General features: G+C 67.5%; 20 protein-coding genes. 8 read left to right on the forward strand and 12 right to left on the reverse strand.

Going from position 1 to position 19817, the window contains the following annotated elements; genetic code table 11:
- The first annotated feature begins 7 nt into the window (after window positions 1-7).
- From RCP37_RS11470 to RCP37_RS11495, 6 genes are all read left to right on the forward strand, one after another.
- Window positions 8-769 (forward strand): TVP38/TMEM64 family protein, encoded by a 762-nt coding sequence (locus RCP37_RS11470; protein WP_308487045.1) that lies wholly within the window; start codon window positions 8-10, stop codon window positions 767-769.
- Window positions 770-851: 82 nt separating this feature from the next.
- Window positions 852-1151, forward strand: a complete 300-nt coding sequence (locus tag RCP37_RS11475) for a FeoA family protein (protein ID WP_308483259.1) — start codon at window positions 852-854, stop codon at window positions 1149-1151.
- A gap of 35 nt (window positions 1152-1186) precedes the next feature.
- Window positions 1187-3061, forward strand: a complete 1875-nt coding sequence (gene feoB / locus RCP37_RS11480; protein ID WP_308483260.1) for a ferrous iron transporter B — start codon at window positions 1187-1189, stop codon at window positions 3059-3061.
- The gene (locus tag RCP37_RS11485) at window positions 3058-3660 is read left to right on the forward strand and encodes a NifU family protein (protein ID WP_308483261.1); all 603 of its coding nucleotides are present in this window, start codon (window positions 3058-3060) and stop codon (window positions 3658-3660) included. The genes feoB and RCP37_RS11485 overlap by 4 nt, the downstream gene beginning before the upstream one ends.
- Window positions 3661-3670: 10 nt before the next feature.
- Window positions 3671-4141, forward strand: coding sequence for a nitroreductase family deazaflavin-dependent oxidoreductase (locus RCP37_RS11490; RefSeq protein ID WP_224971026.1), 471 nt, complete (start codon window positions 3671-3673; stop codon window positions 4139-4141).
- Between the two features lie 166 nt (window positions 4142-4307).
- Complete coding sequence (locus RCP37_RS11495; RefSeq protein ID WP_224971028.1) at window positions 4308-4991, forward strand: MIP/aquaporin family protein; 684 nt, start codon at window positions 4308-4310, stop codon at window positions 4989-4991.
- A gap of 12 nt (window positions 4992-5003) precedes the next feature.
- Here the strand turns inward: RCP37_RS11495 and RCP37_RS11500 are convergent, their stop codons facing one another.
- The 3 genes from RCP37_RS11500 to RCP37_RS11510 are packed head-to-tail and all read right to left on the reverse strand — an operon-like array spanning window position 5004 to window position 6978.
- Entirely contained in the window at window positions 5004-5387 is a 384-nt protein-coding gene (locus RCP37_RS11500) for a DoxX family protein (protein WP_308483262.1), read from the reverse strand.
- Entirely contained in the window at window positions 5384-6529 is a 1146-nt protein-coding gene (locus RCP37_RS11505) for an SPFH domain-containing protein (RefSeq protein WP_308483263.1), read from the reverse strand. Before RCP37_RS11505 ends, RCP37_RS11500 begins: the two co-directional genes overlap by 4 nt.
- Window positions 6530-6543: 14 nt before the next feature.
- Window positions 6544-6978 (reverse strand): NfeD family protein, encoded by a 435-nt coding sequence (locus RCP37_RS11510; RefSeq protein WP_308483264.1) that lies wholly within the window; start codon window positions 6976-6978, stop codon window positions 6544-6546.
- 79 nt (window positions 6979-7057) lie between these two features.
- Between RCP37_RS11510 and RCP37_RS11515 the strand changes: the two genes are divergently transcribed.
- Window positions 7058-7897, forward strand: coding sequence for an Rv1486c family protein (locus RCP37_RS11515; protein ID WP_308483265.1), 840 nt, complete (start codon window positions 7058-7060; stop codon window positions 7895-7897).
- On the opposite strand, the gene RCP37_RS11520 is transcribed toward RCP37_RS11515, so the two are convergent.
- From RCP37_RS11520 to RCP37_RS11560, 9 genes are all read right to left on the reverse strand, one after another.
- Window positions 7894-8931: a ferrochelatase gene (locus RCP37_RS11520; RefSeq protein WP_308483266.1), complete on the reverse strand. Its 1038-nt coding sequence runs from the start codon at window positions 8929-8931 to the stop codon at window positions 7894-7896. The two genes, RCP37_RS11515 and RCP37_RS11520, sit on opposite strands and share 4 nt — an antisense overlap.
- Window positions 8931-9740 (reverse strand): NADH-dependent enoyl-ACP reductase InhA, encoded by an 810-nt coding sequence (inhA, locus tag RCP37_RS11525; RefSeq protein WP_024443408.1) that lies wholly within the window; start codon window positions 9738-9740, stop codon window positions 8931-8933. Before inhA ends, RCP37_RS11520 begins: the two co-directional genes overlap by 1 nt.
- Before the next feature lie 32 nt (window positions 9741-9772).
- Window positions 9773-10516, reverse strand: a complete 744-nt coding sequence (gene fabG1 / locus RCP37_RS11530) for a 3-oxoacyl-ACP reductase FabG1 (RefSeq protein WP_373693004.1) — start codon at window positions 10514-10516, stop codon at window positions 9773-9775.
- A 97-nt stretch (window positions 10517-10613) separates the two neighbouring features.
- Window positions 10614-11621, reverse strand: a complete 1008-nt coding sequence (locus RCP37_RS11535; protein WP_308483267.1) for a VWA domain-containing protein — start codon at window positions 11619-11621, stop codon at window positions 10614-10616.
- Window positions 11622-11649: 28 nt separating this feature from the next.
- On the reverse strand, window positions 11650-12561 hold the full coding sequence (locus tag RCP37_RS11540) for a DUF58 domain-containing protein (protein ID WP_308487046.1): 912 nt from the start codon (window positions 12559-12561) through the stop codon (window positions 11650-11652).
- A gap of 62 nt (window positions 12562-12623) precedes the next feature.
- Window positions 12624-13742, reverse strand: a complete 1119-nt coding sequence (gene moxR1, locus RCP37_RS11545; RefSeq protein ID WP_308483268.1) for a chaperone MoxR1 — start codon at window positions 13740-13742, stop codon at window positions 12624-12626.
- A 132-nt stretch (window positions 13743-13874) separates the two neighbouring features.
- The gene (gene ripB / locus RCP37_RS11550; protein WP_308483269.1) at window positions 13875-14576 is read right to left on the reverse strand and encodes an NlpC/P60 family peptidoglycan endopeptidase RipB; all 702 of its coding nucleotides are present in this window, start codon (window positions 14574-14576) and stop codon (window positions 13875-13877) included.
- A 10-nt stretch (window positions 14577-14586) separates the two neighbouring features.
- A complete protein-coding gene (ripA, locus tag RCP37_RS11555; protein WP_308483270.1) occupies window positions 14587-16023 on the reverse strand; it encodes an NlpC/P60 family peptidoglycan endopeptidase RipA in 1437 nt (478 codons plus the stop codon).
- A gap of 254 nt (window positions 16024-16277) precedes the next feature.
- The gene (locus RCP37_RS11560; protein ID WP_373693178.1) at window positions 16278-16793 is read right to left on the reverse strand and encodes an Rv1476 family membrane protein; all 516 of its coding nucleotides are present in this window, start codon (window positions 16791-16793) and stop codon (window positions 16278-16280) included.
- Between the two features lie 177 nt (window positions 16794-16970).
- On the opposite strand from RCP37_RS11560, the gene acnA reads away from it, so the two are divergent.
- Complete coding sequence (acnA, locus tag RCP37_RS11565; RefSeq protein ID WP_308483272.1) at window positions 16971-19805, forward strand: aconitate hydratase AcnA; 2835 nt, start codon at window positions 16971-16973, stop codon at window positions 19803-19805.
- Window positions 19806-19817 lie beyond the last annotated feature (12 nt).

Here is a 19817-nt window from a genome sequence, read left to right on the forward strand (position 1 = left end):
TGCCGTGATGCCCGCCGCGACCCGAATCCCGCAGGTGCTGCGTGGCGCCTGGTCGGCATTCATCGCCACAGCGCGCCAAGTGGCGCTACGACGCTTGGCGTTGACCACGGCGGTCGTCTTGAGCCTGGTCGCGGTGGCACTGCTGGTCCCCGTGCCCTCGGCGGTGCAACTGCGGGACTGGGCGCAGACGTTGGGGCCGTGGTTTCCGGTGGCGTTTCTGGTTGCGCACACCGTCGTCACGGTGTTCCCCTTCCCGCGGACCGCGTTCACCCTGGCCGCCGGCCTGCTGTTCGGCCCCTGGCTGGGTGTTCTGCTGGCGGTGGTGGCCAGCGCGCTGAGCGCCGTGGGTGTGCTGATCCTGATGCGGGTGTTCGGTTGGCAGTTGAGCCGGGTGGTGCGTCATCCGCGGCTCGACTCACTCGACGCCCGCCTTCGTCAGCGCGGATGGCCCGCCGTGGTGTCGCTGCGGTTGATTCCGGCGATCCCGTTCTCGGTGATCAACTACGCCGCCGGTGCCTCGGCGGTGCGACTGGTGCCGTACTCGGTGGCCACCCTGATAGGTCTGCTGCCGGGCACGGCCGCGGTGGTGGTGCTCGGCGACGCCCTGACCGGTGAGGTGAGCCCGCTGCTGTTCGCGGTTTCGGCGTGCACCGCCGCGGTCGGGGTGGCACTGCTTGTCTACGAGGTGCGCTCGCACCGCGCACACCGGCCCGAGGCCGGCCCCCAAGCCCGCGAACTCGACCCGGCCGAACCGGTGACCATCGGCTGATCACTGCGACTCAGACCCAGACGTGATCGGCGAATCAGGCGTACCTTTCAGGCAATAAGCTGATCTAACGTTGGGGCTTCTGATGCGCAGGTGGCGGCGACGATCGTCGCAGGGAACCGAATCGGCGAACGTGCTCGCCGACTTGGCGCCGGGCCAGCGGGCCACCATCGTCGGTGCCGCATTGCACGCCCCGCCGGCGGTGGCAAATCGACTGCGTCAGCTCGGATTCCGCCCCGCCGCCCGCGTCGACGTGGTGCGCCGGGCCCCGCTGGGCGATCCCACCATCTACCGCGTGCAAGACACCGAACTGTGTCTGCGGCGCCGGGAAGCCCGGCTGATCGAGATCGACCCGGAAATCGATGCGTGCGGTGGTCAGCGATGACCGACTGCCACGAGGACAGGGCCACAGCCGTAAATGTGACGCCGGCACAGCGGATCGCGCTGGTCGGAAGCCCGAACGCCGGCAAGACCAGCCTGTTCAATCACCTGACCGGGCTGCGCGCCAAGACCGGTAACTATCCGGGCGTCACGGTGGGGCGCAGCGTCGGGGTGGTGACCGTCGGCGGTGTCGACGTGGCGATCGAAGACCTGCCCGGCACCTACAGCCTGGACCCGATCAGCCCGGACGAACAGGTTGTTGTCGACGTGTTGGCGGGCGGAATCAACGGAATCGGCCGGCCCGACGCGATCGTGTTGGTCGCCGACGCCACCACACTGCGCCGCTCCATCACCTTGGTGGGCCAGGTATTGCGCCTGGACCTTCCCACCCTGTTAGTGCTCACCATGACCGACGAATTGCGTTCGCGCCGCGGTGGAGTCGACGTGGAAGCCCTTGCGGCCGCGATCGGAGTACCGGTCCTCGCCGTCATCGCCAACCGCGGCGCCGGCATCGAGGGCCTACGCGCCCTGTTGGGCTCCAGTGATACCTGGTCACGGCCTGCGGTACTGCCGCCGTCGGAGACCGAGGCGCTCGATGCGTGGGGCGCCTCGGTGCTCTCGGCCGCGGACTACGTTGCCCCGCAACGGGATCAGCGGACCGCCCGGATCGATGGCTTGGTCCTGCACCCACTGTGGGGCATCGTGGTCTTCTTCACGGTCATGTTCGCGTTCTTCCAGATCATCTTCACCGTCGCCGCCCCGCTGCAGGACCGGATCGCCGCCGGGCTCGACTGGTTGGGATCGCAGGTCAACAGCCACTTCGGCGGCACGGTGGTTGGCGGTCTGATCGGCGACGGGGTGATCGGCGGCGTCGGCACCGTGTTGCAGTTTCTTCCGCAGATTGTGTTGCTGTTCCTACTGATTGCACTGCTGGAGAATGTCGGCTACATGTCACGTGCCGCATTCCTGATGGATCGTGTCATGGCCCGAACCGGACTGGAAGGTCGCGCGTTCGTGGCGATGCTGTCCTCGTTCGCCTGCGCAGTCCCCGGGATCATGGCAACACGCACACTGCCGTCATCGCGTGATCGGATCGCCACCATCATCAGCGCGCCCTTTATGACGTGCTCCGCTCGGCTGCCGGTCTACACCCTGCTCGTCGGGCTCCTGGTGGCACCACAGACGCGCTGGTGGGGCTTCAGCGCGCAGGGTGTCACCATGTTCCTGCTGTATCTGGGCGGTGGCACCTCGGCGCTGCTGGCCGCAGCAGTGTTCAAGTCGACGATCCTGCGCAGCGACCTGCTGCCGTTCACCATGGAACTGCCGCCGTATCGCTTCCCCTCGCCCACTGCGGTTCTCATCGCGATGTGGAACGCGGCGAAGATCTTCTTGCGTAAGGCCGGAACCGTCATCCTGGCCACCTCGCTGGTGCTGTGGGTGTTGATGAATCTGCCCACCCGTGGCGCCGAGACGGCAGCGCTGCCAGCACCCGACGCCACCGCCTACGTCCTGGACCACAGCTACGCCGCGGGCATCGGGAGGGCGATCGAGCCGGTTTTTGCGCCCCTGGGCTTCGACTGGCGCACCAACATTGCGCTCGTGGGGTCACTGTCGGCCCGGGAGGTGTTCGTGTCCACGCTCGGGCAGGTGTCGGCGGCGACCAACCCCACCGACCCGCACCAGGCGCTGCTGTCGATGTCCGACGACAACGGCCGGCGAGTGTTCACCGCACCGACGGTCATCGCGCTGATGGTGTATTTCATGTTCGCGCTGCAGTGCATGTCCACTGTCGCGGTCATGCGCCGAGAGACCAATTCCTGGCGATGGCCGGCCTTCTCCTTCGGCTACATGTTCGTCTTGGCCTGGGTGATGGCGTTCGCCGCCCGGTCGATCGCGTCAGGCCTGGGCGCATGATCCCCATGCATGCGGTGGCCACCGCTGACCCGCAACGGGTGCGGTGGGTGGTCGACCACGACCGTATGCCCGCAGCCGGGCGGGTCCAGCAGGCTCCCGGCCGGCTGGGTGAGCTGCGGGACGACGGCGTCATCGACGAGCTGACGGTGGCCGGATCGGAGATCACGATCACGCTGAGCCGCCAGCAGAATTGGCGGGCTCGCGGCGAGGAGATCCGCGCCGCACTCGACGAAGCGTTGCGAACACCGGCCGGCTGGCGGGTCGCCCCCGCCGAGCGCACCGGCGACCTGACGCGGGCAGCCCAGGAACTGCTGGACGGGCCGATCGGCGATATCGCCGCGTCGCACGGCGGCGCGATCGAGCTGGTCGAGGTGACCGGCGACCAGGTGCGGGTGCGGATGTCCGGCGCCTGCCACGGCTGCCCCGCCTCGGAATCGACGCTGTATGACCGACTGCAACGCGAACTTCGCCGGCGGTTCGGCGACCAGGTCACGGTTCTGGTGGACAACCCGTCGGCTGCGGTGTCTGTCGGCAAGACGCTGTTGGCTTTGTTCGTCCGCCCGACGCAGGACCCGCCGCGCCGGCGGAGCCGCGGGTAGCGTGCTGAAGATGCCGTCCTTGGCCGACACGGTCAGCCGACTGCTGAGTTCACGACGGCTGATGCGCGCCCCGATCTGGCTGTATCGCGCGCGACTCGGCGCCCTCTTCGGCCAGCGCCTGTTGATGCTCGAACACGTCGGACGCAAGACGGGCGTGCGCCGCCGCGTCGTCCTCGAAGTCATCGACCACGCCGCCGGCGACAGCTATGTGGTGGCATCGGGCTTTGGGCGGCGCGCTCAATGGTTTCGCAACATCCGCGCCAACCCCCGGGTACGGGTTTACGCCGGGAGCAGCGCCGCGGTACCGGCCACCGCCCGGGTACTGGAGCAGGCCGAAGCAGACCGGGTGCTGGGCCACTACATCGAGCGCCACCCCCGCACGTGGGAGAAGTTCAGCGCGGTGCTCGAGAAGACGCTGGGCGAAGCGGTAACCCCTCCCAACACGCCGCTGCCGCTGGTCGAATTGCGCCCGGACCGATAGCGCATCGGCAAACAACACGAAGCCCTCATTAATCCAGCAACAATTCGGTGAAACCCGCGTGCGATTAGCGGGCGCAAGACTCTGCGCCGTTACAGTCATCTTTAGTGCCATGTGCTGGCACAGCACAAATTGGACAAGTGCTCGACGGAGTGAAGGGACCGGATCAATGGCTGATCGGAACGCCTCGGTGCGCAAATATTTGACCGAAATGATCGGCACGTTCGTTTTCATGTTCGCTGTGCTCGGCATCGTCTTGTCCGGCACCGAATGCGTCGCTGCCACCGCGCTGGGCATCGGCTCGGTGCTGATGGTGATGGTCTATGCCAGTGGGCACATCTCGGGCGGCCACCTGAACCCAGCCGTCTCCGTGGCCGCGTATTTGCGGGGCGCGCTGCCATTGGGCGACCTGGGGCCTTACATCGTTGCCCAGTTGGTCGGTGCACTCGCCGCGTTCGGTGTGGGATTCGGGTTGTGGCACGACAAGTACGCGACCGGAACACTTGATTTGACCGGCACCGTCTGGCCCGCATTCCTGGCCGAATTAGTATTCACATTCGCGCTGTGTTACGTGGTTTTGCACACCGCAACCAGCAAAGACAGTGCCGGCAACAGCTTCTACGGTCTGGCGATCGGATTCGTGGTGACCGTCGGCGTGGTGGCGGTCGGCGCGATCTCGGGCGGCGCGTTCAACCCGGCCATCACCTTCGGCCTGATGCTGTCGGGGATCTTCGCCTGGAAATTCCTCTGGGTCTACCTGATCGCCCAGCTGCTCGGCGCGGTGGTGGCCGCCTACGCCTACAAGGCGACCACCCTCGACGAGCACACCGCCGCCTCCTCCCGCAGAGGCTAGAAAGCGCCGGCGCTACGACTCCAGGGCCCGTACCCCGCCCCCGGCGGTGTGCGGGCCCTGGGCCGTCATCGCGGCGAACACCATCAGCAGCAGAACTGCGGGCACGATGTTGGCGATCCGGTTACGCACACGCAGGTGGATGCCCAGCGCCCCGGCGAAATACAACGTCAACAATCCGGTGGCGAGCCGGGCGACGGCCGGGAAGCGGAATACCGATGCCAGCCCCAACGCGGTGGCGGCTTTGGCCACCGGGACCGCCCAGCGGACCTCCTCGGGAATCCGCATGGCATCCATGTTCTTGGCGACATAGGGCACCGGGATCGCCGAGGCCACGGCGTCTCCGGCGAGGAATGCGGCCAGCGCCGCGTAGGTCGGCCGTGCCGTCAGCGCACTCACGCCGGACCGGGATCGAGCTGCGCCGGCAACACGCCCTCGACCGGCTTGCGCGCATCGGCCTCCGCCTTGGCCACTGCCTGGGCGATCGCCGGGTCGGTCTGGGTGGTGAACCAGTCGGCGACTTCGTCGCTGTCGTCCTCCGATCGGTGCCGCGGCTCGTCGTCGGGTGACGGCTGGTAGCGGAAAACCCCGTCCTCGCCGGGAGCACCGAGCAGCTTGGTGAAGCCCTGCAGGGCCGTGCCGAAATCACTAGGCACCACCCACACCTTGTTGGCCTCGCCGCGGGCCATCTCCGGCAGCACCTGCAGATACTGGTAGGCCAGCAATTCGGGGGTGGGCCGGGCGGCCTTGATCGCCGCGAAGGTCTTCTCGATCGCTTTGGCCTGGCCCTGGGCCTGCAGGTAGGCGGCGGCGCGTTCACCTTGGGCCCGCAGCATCGTGGATTGCCGGTCGGCCTCGGCGGCCAGGATCGCCGCCTGCTTGGCGCCCTCGGCAGTCAGGATCTCGGACTGCTTCTGGCCCTCGGCCTGTTTGATCGCGGCCTCGCGCTGGCCCTCGGCGGTCAAGATCATGGCCCGCTTCTCGCGGTCGGCCTTCATCTGCTTCTCCATCGACGCCTGGATCGACGGCGGCGGGTCGATGCTGCGCAGCTCCACCCGGGCCACCCGCAGACCCCACCGCCCGGTCGCCTCGTCGAGCACGCCGCGCAGCTGGCTGTTGATCACCTCGCGGGAGGTCAACGTCTGCTCCAACGTCATCCCGCCGACCACGTTGCGCAGCGTCGTGGTGGTCAGCTGTTCCACACCGACGATGTAGTTGCTGATCTCATAGACCGCGGCCTTGGGGTTGGTGACCTGGAAGTAGACGACGGTGTCGATGTTGAGCGTCAGGTTGTCCTCGGTGATCACCGGCTGAGGCGGGAACGACACCACCCGTTCACGCAGGTCGATGCGGGCCCGCACCCGGTCGATGAACGGAACCAGCAGGGTCAGCTGACCACTGACGGTGCGGCTGTAGCGGCCGAGTCGCTCGATCACCGCCGCCTCGGCCTGCGGGATCAGCGCGACCGACTTGGCGACCACGATCACCGCGAACACCACCAACACGGCCAGCAGCAACAGCCCGGTTGTGACGCCTTCCATGACGATTCCTTTCCTTACAAGATCTTGCCGACCACGGCGGTAGCGCCGTCGATGTGCATCACGGTGACCTGCTCACCCGGTTCGAAGACGTCGCCGTCGGTGAGCGCGCGGGCGGTCCACACCTCGCCGTTCAGCTTCACCCGCCCGCCGTGCTGTTCGACACGGTCGAGCACCAGGGCGGTCTTGCCCTGCAGCGCCAGTACGCCCGTTTCGCCGCCGGTTCCCGCCCACAGCCGGCGGCGCAGGGCGGGGCGCACCAAGACCAGCAACAGCACCGATACCACCAGGAACACCGCACCGTCGGTCCACAGCGGCCAGTTGGTCAGGGCGCTGGCCCCCGCCGCCGACAACGCACCACCGGAGAGCATGAGCAGGAACATGTCACCCGTGAGGGCCTCGGCTCCTGCGAGCCCGAGTGCGAAGACCAACCAGATCAGGGCAGTCGGCATGCGGTCAGGATAGCCCGAGAATCGCCAGAACCTGTGCGGTCCGGCGACGACGCCGCGGGCAACTACACTGCCTTGCATCATGTGGTGCCCGAGTACTTCCCTGTCGGTGTGGGCCAACGCCTGGCTTGCCGGCGTGGCCGCACCCGATGATGTGTTGGACGCACTATCGGCTTGGGCGCCAGTGCAATCGGTCGCTGCCCACGATGCGGTCGTCGCGAGCCGCGTCGGCCTGTCATGGCCGGACGCGTGCGACAGCGGCGCGGCCGCCCTGCTGAAATTGGTGCGCGGCGCGGGGTCCTCGGCCGCCGCAGACGGCATTCGACCGGTGTTTCCGGTTCCCGGCGATGTCCGCGGGCTACCGGCTGGAACGATCTTTTCCCAGGAGGCGATCCTCGCCGGTGAGGCCGTTCTGATCGGCTCGTCCGATGCCTCACATCCGATCGGGCTGGTGCCGGCGTACACAGATGACACCGACGCCGACGCTGATTACGCCGCCGAGCTGTGCTGGACCGTGTTCCCACTGACCAGCATTCCGGCGAGCGAACAGGTCGATCTCGGTGACGCCGAGTATTCGTTGCGGTCGGCGGTGCGAACGGCGGCCGAAGCGTTGGGCTCCACCGGTTCGCGCTGGGCCGACTACGGCGTGGAGGATCCGCGCCTGCGAGTGGAGCAGATGATGGAAGCTGCGCTGTTGCATCGGATTCCAGATCACGCGCCAAACCGTGCAGTGCGTGTTCTGCAGAGCGCCGCCCACGTCGAGGCGATCATCACCGTCAGCGCCGATCTGCTGACCGCCAGCGCTCAGACATCAGCGGCGGTGCAGCGCGCCGTGGATGCCGTGGCGCCGTTGACGAGTGTGGTGCGCTCGGCACGCAGCGCGGCGGTGACCGAGATTCTGCACTCGGCCTGGCGGAACTAGCGACCCGCTTCGGCGGGCACCACAACCGCCGAGCAGTGCGATGAACCGCACGGCGCCCCGTCGACCCCGAACCCGCAGCCCAGGCCGGACGTACCGGCGACGCGTTGGGGTGCGGTGCCGTCGCGCAGCTCCTCGACCAGTCCGCGAGCCAGCCGGGCCAGCCGTGGATCGGCGTTGGGCGTGGACGCCCGCGCATAGGCGATTCCGGCGGCCTGCGCCGCCGAGCGAACTTCGTTGTCGAGGTCCCAGACCACCTCGATGTTGTCACTGAGAAAGCCGATCGGACACACGATCACCGCGGGCACGCCCGCCTCGGCCAGGGCCGCCAGGTGCGCTTCGACGTCGGGCTCCAGCCAGGGCACCTGCGGCGGCCCCGAGCGCGACTGCCACACCTGGTCGTAGTCGGTGTAGCCCGCGGCGGCCGCGACCAGACTCGTCGCGTAGGCCACCTGGCGGCTGTACAGCTGGGGGCCATAGCGTGCGTCGGCGCGGACCGGGATGGAGTGCGCCGTGAACACCAGCCGGGCCGAATCGCGCAGGCCGGGCGGCAGGCTGTCGGCTGCCGTGGCGATCGCCTCGGCGAACATTGCCACGAACAACGGGTGGTCGAAGTACTGGCGCAGTTTCACCAATTCCGGGGCCTGCTCCCCCACCGCCGCTCGCGCCCGGGCGATGTCCTCGGCGTACTGGTCGCAGCCCGAATATCCGCCCCACGCCGAGGTCGGGAACACCGCGGCACGTCGGACGCCGTCGGCCGCCATCGCGGCGACGACGTCCTCGACGTAGGGCTCCCAGTTGCGGTTGCCGAAATACACCGGCAGGCTGGGCATTTCGGCACGCATGGCGTCGGCCAACGCGCGATTGATCCCGTTGATCGGCGACACACCACCGAAATGCAGGTAGTGCTCGGCGACCGCGTCGAGCCGGGCCGACGGCACGCCACGTCCCCGGGTGACGTTCTCCAGGAACGGCCGAACCTGCTCCGGGCCTTCAGGACCGCCGAAGGACAACAGCAGGACGGCGTCTAGCTCCATTAGAGCAACTGGGTGTGCGCGCCACCGTCTGCGTAGACGACCGTTCCGGTGGTGGACGGCAGCCAGTCGGACAGCAGCGCGCAGACGGTCTTGGCCACCGGCGTCGGGTCCTTCATGTCCCAGCCGATCGGGGCCCGCTGGTCCCAGCCCTCTTCCAGCAGCCGGATCTGCTCGCCGGCACCTTCACCGAGGGCACCGCCCACGATGGCGCTCATCGCCAGGGTCCGGATCGGCCCGGCCGCAACCAGATTCGACCGCACTCCGACCTTGCCAGCCTCGCGCGCCACGAACCGGTTCACCGACTCCAGGGCACTCTTGGCCACCGTCATCCAGTTGTAGGCCGGCATCGCCCGGGTCGGGTCGAAGTCCATGCCGACGATGCCGCCGCCGGGATTCATGATCGGCAGCACCGCTTTGGCCAGCGAGGCATAGGAGTAGGCCGAGATGTGGATGCCCTTGGCGACGTCCTCGTAGGGGGCGTCGAAGAACGGGTTGATGCCCATGCCGGTCTGCGGCATGAAGCCGATGGAGTGCACCACGCCGTCGAGCTTGTTGCCCTCGCCGATCACCTCGGTGACACGCTCGGCCAGAGAGCCCAGGTGCTCCTCGTTCTGCACGTCGAGTTCGAGCAGCGGCGCCGGCTCCGGCAGCCGGTCGATGATGCGCTGGATCAGCCGCAGTCGGTCGAATCCGGTACACACCAGTTGCGCGCCGGCCTCCTGCGCCACCTTGGCGATGTGGAACGCGATCGAGGAGTCGGTGATGATCCCGGTGACCAGGATCCGCTTGCCTTCGAGAATGCCTGCCATGAAAAGTCCCCTATCTTGAACTGAACGAGTCGCTAGTGGCCCATGCCCATGCCGCCGTCGACGGGGATGACCGCGCCGGCGATGTAGCTTGCGTCCTCGGACGCCAGGAAGCTGACCGCACCGGCAACCTCTTCGGCGGTACCGACGCGCTTGGCCGGGATGAAGTCCAGGGCGCCCTCTTGGATCCGCTCGTCGAGGGCCCGGGTCATCTCGGTGTCGATGTAGCCCGGCGCAACGACGTTCGCGGTGACGCCGGCCTTGGACAGCTCGCGTGAGATCGAGCGGGCCATGCCGATCAAGCCGGCCTTGGCGGCCGCATAGTTGGCCTGGTTGCCGATGCCCCACATGCCCGAGACCGATCCGATGTAGATGATCCGGCCGAAACGCTTGCGCTGCATGCTGCGCGACGCCCGCTGGGTGACCCGGAAGGCCCCGGTGAGGTTGGCGTTGATGACCTCTTCGAAACGCTCCTCGGTCATCCTCATCAGGAACGCGTCTTTGGAAATGCCGGCGTTGGCCACCAGCACCTCGACTGGGCCCTGGTGCTCCTCGACCTCTTTGAACGCGCGGTCGACGGCGTCGTTGTCGGTGACATCGCACACCACCCCGAACAGTCCCTCGGGGGCACCGGAGCCGCGGTGCGTCACCGCCACCTTGTGGCCGTCGGCGGCCAGTCGCTGCGCGATCGCCAGTCCGATGCCCCGGTTTCCACCGGTGACCAGGACCGAACGGGACACAAATGCGGGCTTTCCTGCGGGAGCTTCGCTGTCTGTCACCGGCATAACCTATCGAATCGACACGTTGACTCTGCGCACAGGGCGCGGGCTTCTCGCACTTTTGCGCCCTGAGCGCAGAGTCAGCGCCTGAGTGGGCCTAGGCGGGCAGGCGCCGGTTGAGCAGCAGTGCTGCCAGACCGGCCAACGCCAGGATGAATGCGCCGAGGCGCAGCCAGCCGGTGCTCGCGTCACCGCGAATGGTCTCGAAGCCGATCTGGTCCTGCAGCGTGGAGTACACCTCTTTGAGCTGCTGCAGGCTGGACGCGGTGTAGGCGCTGCCGCCGGACAGATCGGCGATCTTCTTCAGCGAATCGTCGTCGACGGGCACCGGCTGACGCTGCTCGTTGATCTCGACGTAGCCGTAGGCCGTGCCGAACGAGATCGTCGAGACCGGCACGCCCTGGTCCTTGGCGGTGCGAGCCGCGGTGAACGCCCCCTTGGGATTGTCGGGGTTGGACGGCACCGTCTCTTTACCGTCGGAGAGCAGCACAATGCGGGCCGGCGGCGGGGTGTCACCGCCGCCGATGACGGCGCCCACCGTGGCGATGGCCTGCAACGCGGTGAAGATGCCCTCACCGGTGGCGGTGCGGTCGGCCAGTTGCAGCTTGTCGATCGCGGCCTTGGTCGCATCGCGGTTGGTGGTCGGCGAGGTCAGCACGGTCGCGGTGCCGGCGTAGGCGATCAGGCCCAGGTTGATGCCGGCGGTCAGTTCGTCGGCGAACTGCTTGCCGGCTTCCTGCGCGGCCGCCAGCCGGCTGGGTGCGACATCGGTGGCCCGCATCGATTGGGAGACGTCGATCACCAGCATCACCACCGCGCGGTTGCGCGGGATCCGGACATCGTGGGTGGGGCCGGCCATCGCGACGGTGAACAGCAGCAACGAGGTGATCAGCAGGATCGCCGACAGGTGCCGCCAGCGCGTCGGCGATTTGGGCGCCACGCTCTCCAGCAGCTCCATGTTGGCGAACCGCAGGATCCTCCGATGCCGCGCCACCTGCATGAGGATGTAGAGCGCGACCAGGCCCAGGATCACGAACAGGAACAGAAAGAACCACGGGTGCGCGAAGCCCGTCAGCGTCATCGGCCCAAGCAGCGGCAATGTCATAGCAGACCTGTCTGTTTACGGGTCGAGTTCACGGCATCCCCGCCAGCGCGCCGCGCCGGCGTGACTCGACGAATCGGACGATGTCGGCGATCCAGTCCCGGTCGGTCCGCAACCCCAGCATCGGCGCGCCGCAGCTGCGCAACGCGCGCGCGACGTCGGCGCGGTGGGCCACCGCGGCCCGGGCGAAATCGTCCCGCAGCTTGGCGTCGATGGTGAATTCGCGGGTGATCCCGGATTCGGTGTCCTGCAACACCACGTCGCCGACGTCGGGCAACTCGACGTCCCGCGGGTCGAGGATCTCGATGCCCAGCACCTCATGGCGGGCGGCGATCGCTCGCAGCGGGCGCATCCAGTTGATCGGTCCGAGGAAGTCGCTGATGATGACCGCCATCCCCCGCCGGCGTTCGGGCCTGCGCAGTGCGTCGATGGCCGCCGCCAGGTCACCACGCACCCCGACCGGGGCCCGCGGAATGGTGGCGATGGTGCGCAGCAGGGTCTGCTCGTGGTTGCGCCCCGAGCGGGCCGGCACCCGCACGACGCGCTCACCGTTGGCCACCAAGGCGCCCAGCCGGTTGCCGCCGCCGCTGTTGAGGTAGACGATGGCCGCGGCCGCCGCCACCGCCAGGTCGCGCTTCTCGCAGGTGGCGGTGCCGAAGTCCATGCTGGCCGACATGTCGACCACCAGCCAGGTCTCCAGCTCGCGGTCGGCGATCATCTGCCGCACGTGTGGATGGGTGGTGCGGGCCGTGACCGACCAGTCCATCCGGCGCACGTCATCGCCCGGCTGATACAGCCGGGATTCGCCGGGTTCGGAGCCGGGGCCGGGGATCAAGCCGAGGTGATCCCCGTGCAGCACCCCGTCGAGCTTGCGCTTGACCGTCAGCTCCAGGGTCCGCAGTGCCGCGGCCAGCTTGGGGTCGCGGATTCCTCCGCGCAGCATCGACGGCGGTGCGTTACTGGTTCCGGGCGCCTGAGACGATTCAGCCCCGGTGTCGGGGTCGCTCACCGACCGCCGGCCACTGCCGCCGCGGTCGGGGCACCCGGTGCCGACGAATGCTGTTGCTGCGGAACGGCGTTCACCTGGGGCAGCGGCACCGTCTGCAGCACCCGGTTGATGACGATCTCCGAAGTGATCTCGTCGGCGAGCGCGTCGTAGGACAGCACCAGGCGGTGGCGCAGCACGTCCGGGATCACCTCGATGACGTCCTGCGGGATCACGTAGTCGCGACCCCGCACCAGGGCCAGCGCCCGGGACGCGGAGATGATGCCCAGCGAGGCACGCGGCGACGCACCGAACGACAGCCAGTTCTTCACATCCGGCATGCCGAACTGTTCGGGGTGGCGCGTGGCCGTGATTACCCGGACGACGTAGTCCACCAGGGCGTGGTGCACGAAGTTGTTGGCCGCCAGCGTCTGCAGTCGCACCAGATCGCCGGTGCCGAGGATCTGCTTGGGCTCCGGCGGGGTGACGCCCATCCGGTAGATGATCTCGCGCTCTTCTTCCGGCGAGGGGTAGCTGACGTTGATCTTGAACAGGAAGCGGTCGCGCTGCGCTTCGGGAAGCGGGTAGACGCCCTCGTGTTCGATCGGGTTCTGGGTGGCCATCACCAGGAACGGGTTGGGCAGCGCGAAGCTCTTGCCACCGATGGAGACCTTGCGTTCCTGCATGACCTCCAGCAGCGCCGACTGCACCTTGGCCGGTGCACGGTTGATCTCGTCGGCCAGCAGGAAGTTCGTCATCACCGGGCCGAGCTCGGTGTCGAACTCTTCGCGGCCCTGCCGGTAGATGCGGGTACCGATGATGTCGGTGGGCACCAGGTCCGGGGTGAACTGGATCCTGGCGAAGCTGCCGCCGACCACCTTGGCGAAGGTCTCCACGGCCAGGGTCTTGGCGACACCGGGCACACCTTCGAGCAGCACGTGCCCCTTGGCGAGCAGGCCGACCAGGATGCGCTCGACGAGCTGGTCCTGGCCGACGATGACGCGCTTGACCTCAAAGATGGCCCGCTCCAGCGCGTGTACGTCGGCGGCGAGCCCGCTACCGCCGACTGTGCCTGTCTCGGCACCGGCCGAGCCGGGGAAACCGCTGGCGCCCGCGGGCGTCCCATCCGATGACGTCATCGACAAATCCTCCACAAAGGTCGGTCAGACACAACTGCTTGCACGGCGCACGGCCGAGGGGCAGCGTTGTGCCCTCGTTTCACTATTCCAGGGTTAGCAGCATCCGTCGACGTAAGGCCCGTCCCGAATGCGTCAGTACTCAATGATCCGGGTCAGATACGGCGTCATCCCCGACGTCCGCACCGGGCTGACGACGACCTTGCCGGCGCTGCCCGAGGCCTCCAGCATCTTCCCGCCACCCAGGTACATGGTGACGTGCTGGCCGCCACCGGGGCCGTAGAACATCAGGTCGCCGCGGCGGGCCTGATTGGGCGGAATGTGCCGACCGGCGTTGTATTGGTCACCGGAGAACCGCGGGATCAGCACGCCGACGCCGGCGAACGCGTAACGCATCAGGCCCGAGCAGTCGAATCCGACGGTGCCCGCGCCTGAGTCGATGCCCTTGCTGGGACCGGTCAGCGAACCGCCGCCCCAGGAGTAGGGCACGCCCATCTGGGCGCCGCCGCGACGGATCACGTACTCGATGGCCTGCTTGCCGTGCACGCGCTGGCCGGGTGACACATTGCCGGCGGCTTCGTCGCCCACGTTGAACCCGAGGCCGGACAAGAACTTGCGGCCCAGGTCCATCGTGGTCTGGGTGGCATTGGCGGTGGCCTGCAGCGAGGCGTTGGCGATGGCCAACGGATCACCGGGCGCCCCGGCGCTGATGGTCGCCGGCAGGGTGGGGTCCCACCCCGGGTCCGCCTCGGCCGGTCCGGCCAGGCCCACCGTCAACGGGATCGCCACCAACAGCGACCCGACGAGGCGCGATAGTCGTAATGAACTCAGTTGCATTGCACCGCCGTCAGTACTCGATGTATCGGACTACATAAGGCGTCATGCCGCTCTTGCGCACCGGTGACACCTTCACCGTTTGGCCCACGTCGGGGGCCTCCAGCATCAGGCCGTTACCGAGGTAGAGCGTCACGTGCTGACTACCACCGGGTCCGTAGAAGATGACGTCGCCGCGACGCGCCATTGCCGACGGGATCTGGCGCCCCATCTTGTACTGCGAACCCGAGTAGTGCGGCAGCTTGATACCCACTCCGGCGAAGGCGTAGAGGATCAGCCCGGAACAGTCGAATCCGACCGTGCCCGATCCGGAGCCGATACCGCGGCCGGGCCCCGCAGCGGTGCCACCGCCCCAGGAGTAGGGCACGCCGCGCTGCGAAAGGGCGCGGCGGATCACGTATTCAGAGGCCTGTCGCCCATAGACCCGCGGGATCTTGCCGTTGTTGATACCGGTGTCGTCGGGCTTGGCCAGCCCCAGCGACTGCAGGAATTTCTGCCCCAGGTTCGCCGTCACCTGCGCCGAGGTCTGCGAGATCCCCAGTACCTGGTTGATCACCGCGATCGGGTCGCCGGGAACGTCGGCGCTGGGAACCATCGGCAGGGTCGGGTCCCAGGGACCGTCCCACTGCGCGGGCTTGCCCGCCGTGGGGCCGGCCACGGGACCGGCGGGATTCCCCCACCGATCACCGCCTGCTACACCGGACGGCGCCGGCCCGGCCTGGGGCTGCTCGTAGCCCCGGGCCGCAGCGATTTTGGCCTGTGCCTCGTTGCGTCGCGCGGCCAGCCGGTCGATCTCGCCCTGCTGGTCGCCGAACTTGCGCTGGGTGTCGGTGAGCGCGGCCACCGCCGCGTCCTGACTGGACTGCGCGTCGGCGACGGCCTGGTCGGCCTTCTGCTTGGCCAGCCGGGCGGCCGACTCCTTGTTCAACTGCTCGGTGCGGGCCTGCTTGAGGTGGTCCAGCGCCTGCTGGGAGGAGAGTGCCAGGGTCTGACCGGCCGCCGCCGTGGCGATCATCTCCGTGGGGTTGGCCGCGGTCAGGTAGCTGTCGGAGGGCCCGTTGACGTATGTCGACGCGGCGAAGGTGTTGAACCGTCGCTGCGCGGCGGCGATCGCGGCATCGGCATCGACGATCGCCTGCCGGCCGGACTCCACTTCGTGCTGGGCGGCGGCGGCGTCGTCGCGCGCGGTCTGCAGATCCACCAGGGCCTTGTTGACGCCTTCCTTCTCCTGGGCGATCTGCGCGCCCAGGTTCTGCAGTTGCTGGTTGGCGTCGGCGACATCGGCGATCAGCGCGGCGATACCGTCGGGGTCCTGCCCGGGTTGAGCGGCGGCCAGCCCCGGGGTGCCCAACACCATCGCGGCACTGAGTACCGACACCGTCGCAGGTTGGGCGAACCGGATCGCCAGTCGGAAAACAGAGCCATCGGAGCCACAGCGGATGCGTCTCATTCGGCTTGGATCTCCTCGGACTCTTCAGCAGGCGGCGCCATGCTTCGGCCGGTGGCAAAAGCACAGAAACAACAGATGCAACAGCTGCGCCTTTTGAGACCATACGTCACATCAGTCACTGGAGAAACGTTCGTAACAAACTACGTTTGTGTAATTAAGCCGCTTGTGACCATTCGGTGACCTATTTATTTGCAGCAGCCCACCACCGGGCGACAATTAATCGCCCAGTTTCCGGGTTTTCGGAGGTAAGGCCGCTAGTTCGCGACGTCGACGCGCGTCGCACCTTCTGAGGACTGTTTGCTGCGTCGCTGCAGGAAGCGGGTGCCGACGGCCGCCGCAGCCACCCCCGCCAGCAGCACCACTGTCAAGCCCGTCCAGGGCAGATCGGGGGTGGTCAATTCGTGCAGGAAATTCTGCGCCGAAGTCACCGGATCGCCGGTTTTGGCGTGATCCTCGGCGGCCTCCAGCTTCGACCGGTGAAACTGGCCGCTGTAGCTGCCGACATAGTTCGTACTGACGACCAGGACGGTCGAATCCGGATAGTCGTAGCCGACCACCGTGGCGACATCGCGCAGAGCAGTGTCCATTCCCGGGTTTCGGGCGACCTCGACGATCTTGAGGTCGATGCCGTCGCGGCCGGCCTGCGACACCACCTCACGCAGCGCCGGCACGTCGGCCGCCGGTGCGCTCACCCCGTCGGCAGCGACAGCAACCTTGACCAACGCCATGCAGTCGTCGGGCGGGGTGGCCGGGTCGAGGCCGACAGTGATGCAGAGCTCGCCGGGGATGTAGGCCGGCGGGTGCTGGATCGTCACGGTTGATGACGGTATCAACCCCGCCCAGGTGAGGTGAACCTTACTTTATACAGGACAATCGTACTGTTAGGGTTAGGTCGCCCGTCGGCGCGGACCCGTCGATGGATGAGAACTCGATCTCGGGGAGTTGAAGTGACCAGCACAGATTCGGTGAATTCGTTCGGAGCCCGTGCCACCCTGACCGTGGGTGATCAGGCCTATGAGATCTACCGCCTCGATGCCGTCCCCGGCACCGAGAAACTCCCCTACAGCCTCAAGGTGCTGGCCGAGAACCTGCTGCGCACCGAGGACGGCGCCAACATCACCAAAGATCACATCAACGCGATCGCCAACTGGGACCCGGCCGCCGAGCCGAGCATCGAGATCCAGTTCACCCCGGCCCGGGTGATCATGCAGGACTTCACCGGCGTGCCCTGCGTCGTCGACCTGGCCACCATGCGTGAGGCCGTCACCGCCCTGGGCGGCGACCCCAACAAGGTCAACCCGCTCTCGCCCGCCGAGATGGTCATCGACCACTCCGTGATCCTCGACGTCTTCGGCACCTCCGACGCCTTCGAGCGCAACGTCGAGCTGGAGTACCAGCGCAACGCCGAGCGCTACCAGTTCCTGCGTTGGGGCCAAGGCGCTTTCGACGACTTCAAGGTCGTCCCGCCGGGCACCGGCATCGTGCACCAGGTCAACATCGAGTACCTGGCGCGGACCGTCATGGTGCGTGACGGGAAGGCCTACCCCGACACCTGCGTGGGTACCGACAGCCACACCACCATGCAGAACGGCCTGGGCGTGCTGGGCTGGGGCGTCGGCGGTATCGAGGCCGAGGCCGCCATGCTGGGCCAGCCGGTGTCGATGCTGATCCCCCGCGTGGTCGGCTTCAAGCTGACCGGCGAGATCCAGCCGGGCGTCACCGCCACCGACGTGGTGCTCACCGTCACCGACATGCTGCGCAAGCACGGCGTGGTCGGCAAGTTCGTTGAGTTCTACGGCAAGGGCGTCGCCGAGGTGCCGCTGGCCAACCGCGCCACGCTGGGCAACATGAGCCCCGAGTTCGGCTCGACCTGCGCGATCTTCCCGATCGACGAAGAGACCATCAACTACTTGCGCCTGACCGGCCGCACCGACGAGCAGCTCGCGTTGGTCGAGGCCTACGCCAAGACCCAGGGCATGTGGCACAACCCGGACCACGAGCCGGCCTTCTCCGAATACCTGGAGCTGGACCTGTCCACCGTGGTCCCGTCGATCGCCGGACCGAAGCGTCCGCAGGACCGGATCCTGTTGTCGGAGAGCAAGATCGCCTTCCGCAAGGACATCCACAACTACGTCGAAGAGCAGCACCCGGCGCCGGAGACCAAGCTCGACGAGGCCATCGAGGAGTCCTTCCCGGCTTCCGACCCGGTCTCGCTGTCCTTCGCCGACGACGGCGCGGTGGACGTGCAGTCCGCCGCCAACGGCTCCGACGGCCGGCCGAGCAAGCCGATCCGCGTCAAGGGCGAGCGCGGCGAGTTCATCCTCGACCACGGCGCCGTCGCGGTCGCGGGTATCACCTCGTGCACCAACACCTCCAACCCGTCGGTGATGATCGGCGCGGCCCTGCTGGCGCGCAACGCCGTCGAGAAGGGCCTGTCGTCCAAGCCGTGGGTGAAGACCAACATGGCCCCGGGCAGCCAGGTCGTCACCGACTACTACGAGAAGGCCGGCCTGTGGCCCTACCTGGAGAAGCTCGGCTTCTACCTGGGCGGTTACGGCTGCACCACCTGTATCGGTAACACCGGCCCGCTGCCCGAGGAGATCTCCAAGGCGGTCAACGAGGAGGACCTGACCGTCACCGCGGTGCTGTCGGGCAACCGCAACTTCGAGGGCCGCATCTCCCCCGACGTCAAGATGAACTACCTGGCGTCCCCGCCGCTGGTCATCGCCTACGCCCTGGCCGGCACCATGGACTTCGACTTCGAAACCGATTCGCTGGGCAAGGACACCGACGGCAACGACGTCTTCCTGCGCGACATCTGGCCGTCGGCCCAAGAGATCGACGACACCATCAAGTCCGCGATCAACCAGGACATGTTCCGCAAGTCCTACGCCGACGTGTTCAAGGGCGACGAGAACTGGCGCAACCTGCCGACCCCGGACGGTGACACCTTCGCCTGGGACGACGCGTCGACCTATGTGCGCAAGGCCCCGTACTTCGACGGCATGGGCATGGAGCCCGAGCCGGTCTCCGACATCAAGGGCGCTCGGGTGATGGCGCTGCTGGGCGACTCGGTCACCACCGACCACATCAGCCCGGCCGGCCCGATCAAGCCCGGCACCCCGGCGGCGGACTACCTGGACGCCCACGGCGTGGAGCGCAAGGACTACAACTCGCTGGGCAGCCGTCGCGGTAACCACGAGGTCATGGTCCGCGGCACCTTCGCCAACATCCGCCTGCAGAACCGGGTGCTGGACACCATCGGCCTGGAGGGCACCCAGGGTGGCTACACCCGGGACTTCACCCAGGAGGGTGGCCCGAAGGAGTTCATCTACAACGCCTGCATGAACTACCAGAAGGCCGGCATCCCGCTGGTCGTGCTGGGCGGCAAGGAATACGGCTCCGGCTCGTCGCGTGACTGGGCGGCCAAGGGCACCACGCTGCTGGGCGTCAAGGCCGTCATCACCGAGTCCTTCGAGCGCATCCACCGCTCGAACCTGATCGGCATGGGCGTGATCCCGCTGCAGTTCCCGGCCGGCGAGACCGCCAAGACGCTGGGCCTGGACGGCACCGAGACCTTCGACATCGTCGGTATCGAGGAGCTCAACGCGGGCAAGACGCCGAAGACGGTCAAGGTCACCGCCACCAAAGAGGATGGTGAGAACATCGAATTCGACGCGCTGGTGCGCATCGACACCCCCGGTGAGGCCGACTACTACCGCAACGGCGGCATCTTGCAGTACGTGCTGCGCAACATGCTGAAGTCGTCTCAGAGCGCGTAGACGGCGATCACC

This window comes from Mycolicibacter sp. MU0102 (genome assembly GCF_963378105.1).
GTDB lineage: Bacteria > Actinomycetota > Actinomycetes > Mycobacteriales > Mycobacteriaceae > Mycobacterium > Mycobacterium holstebronense.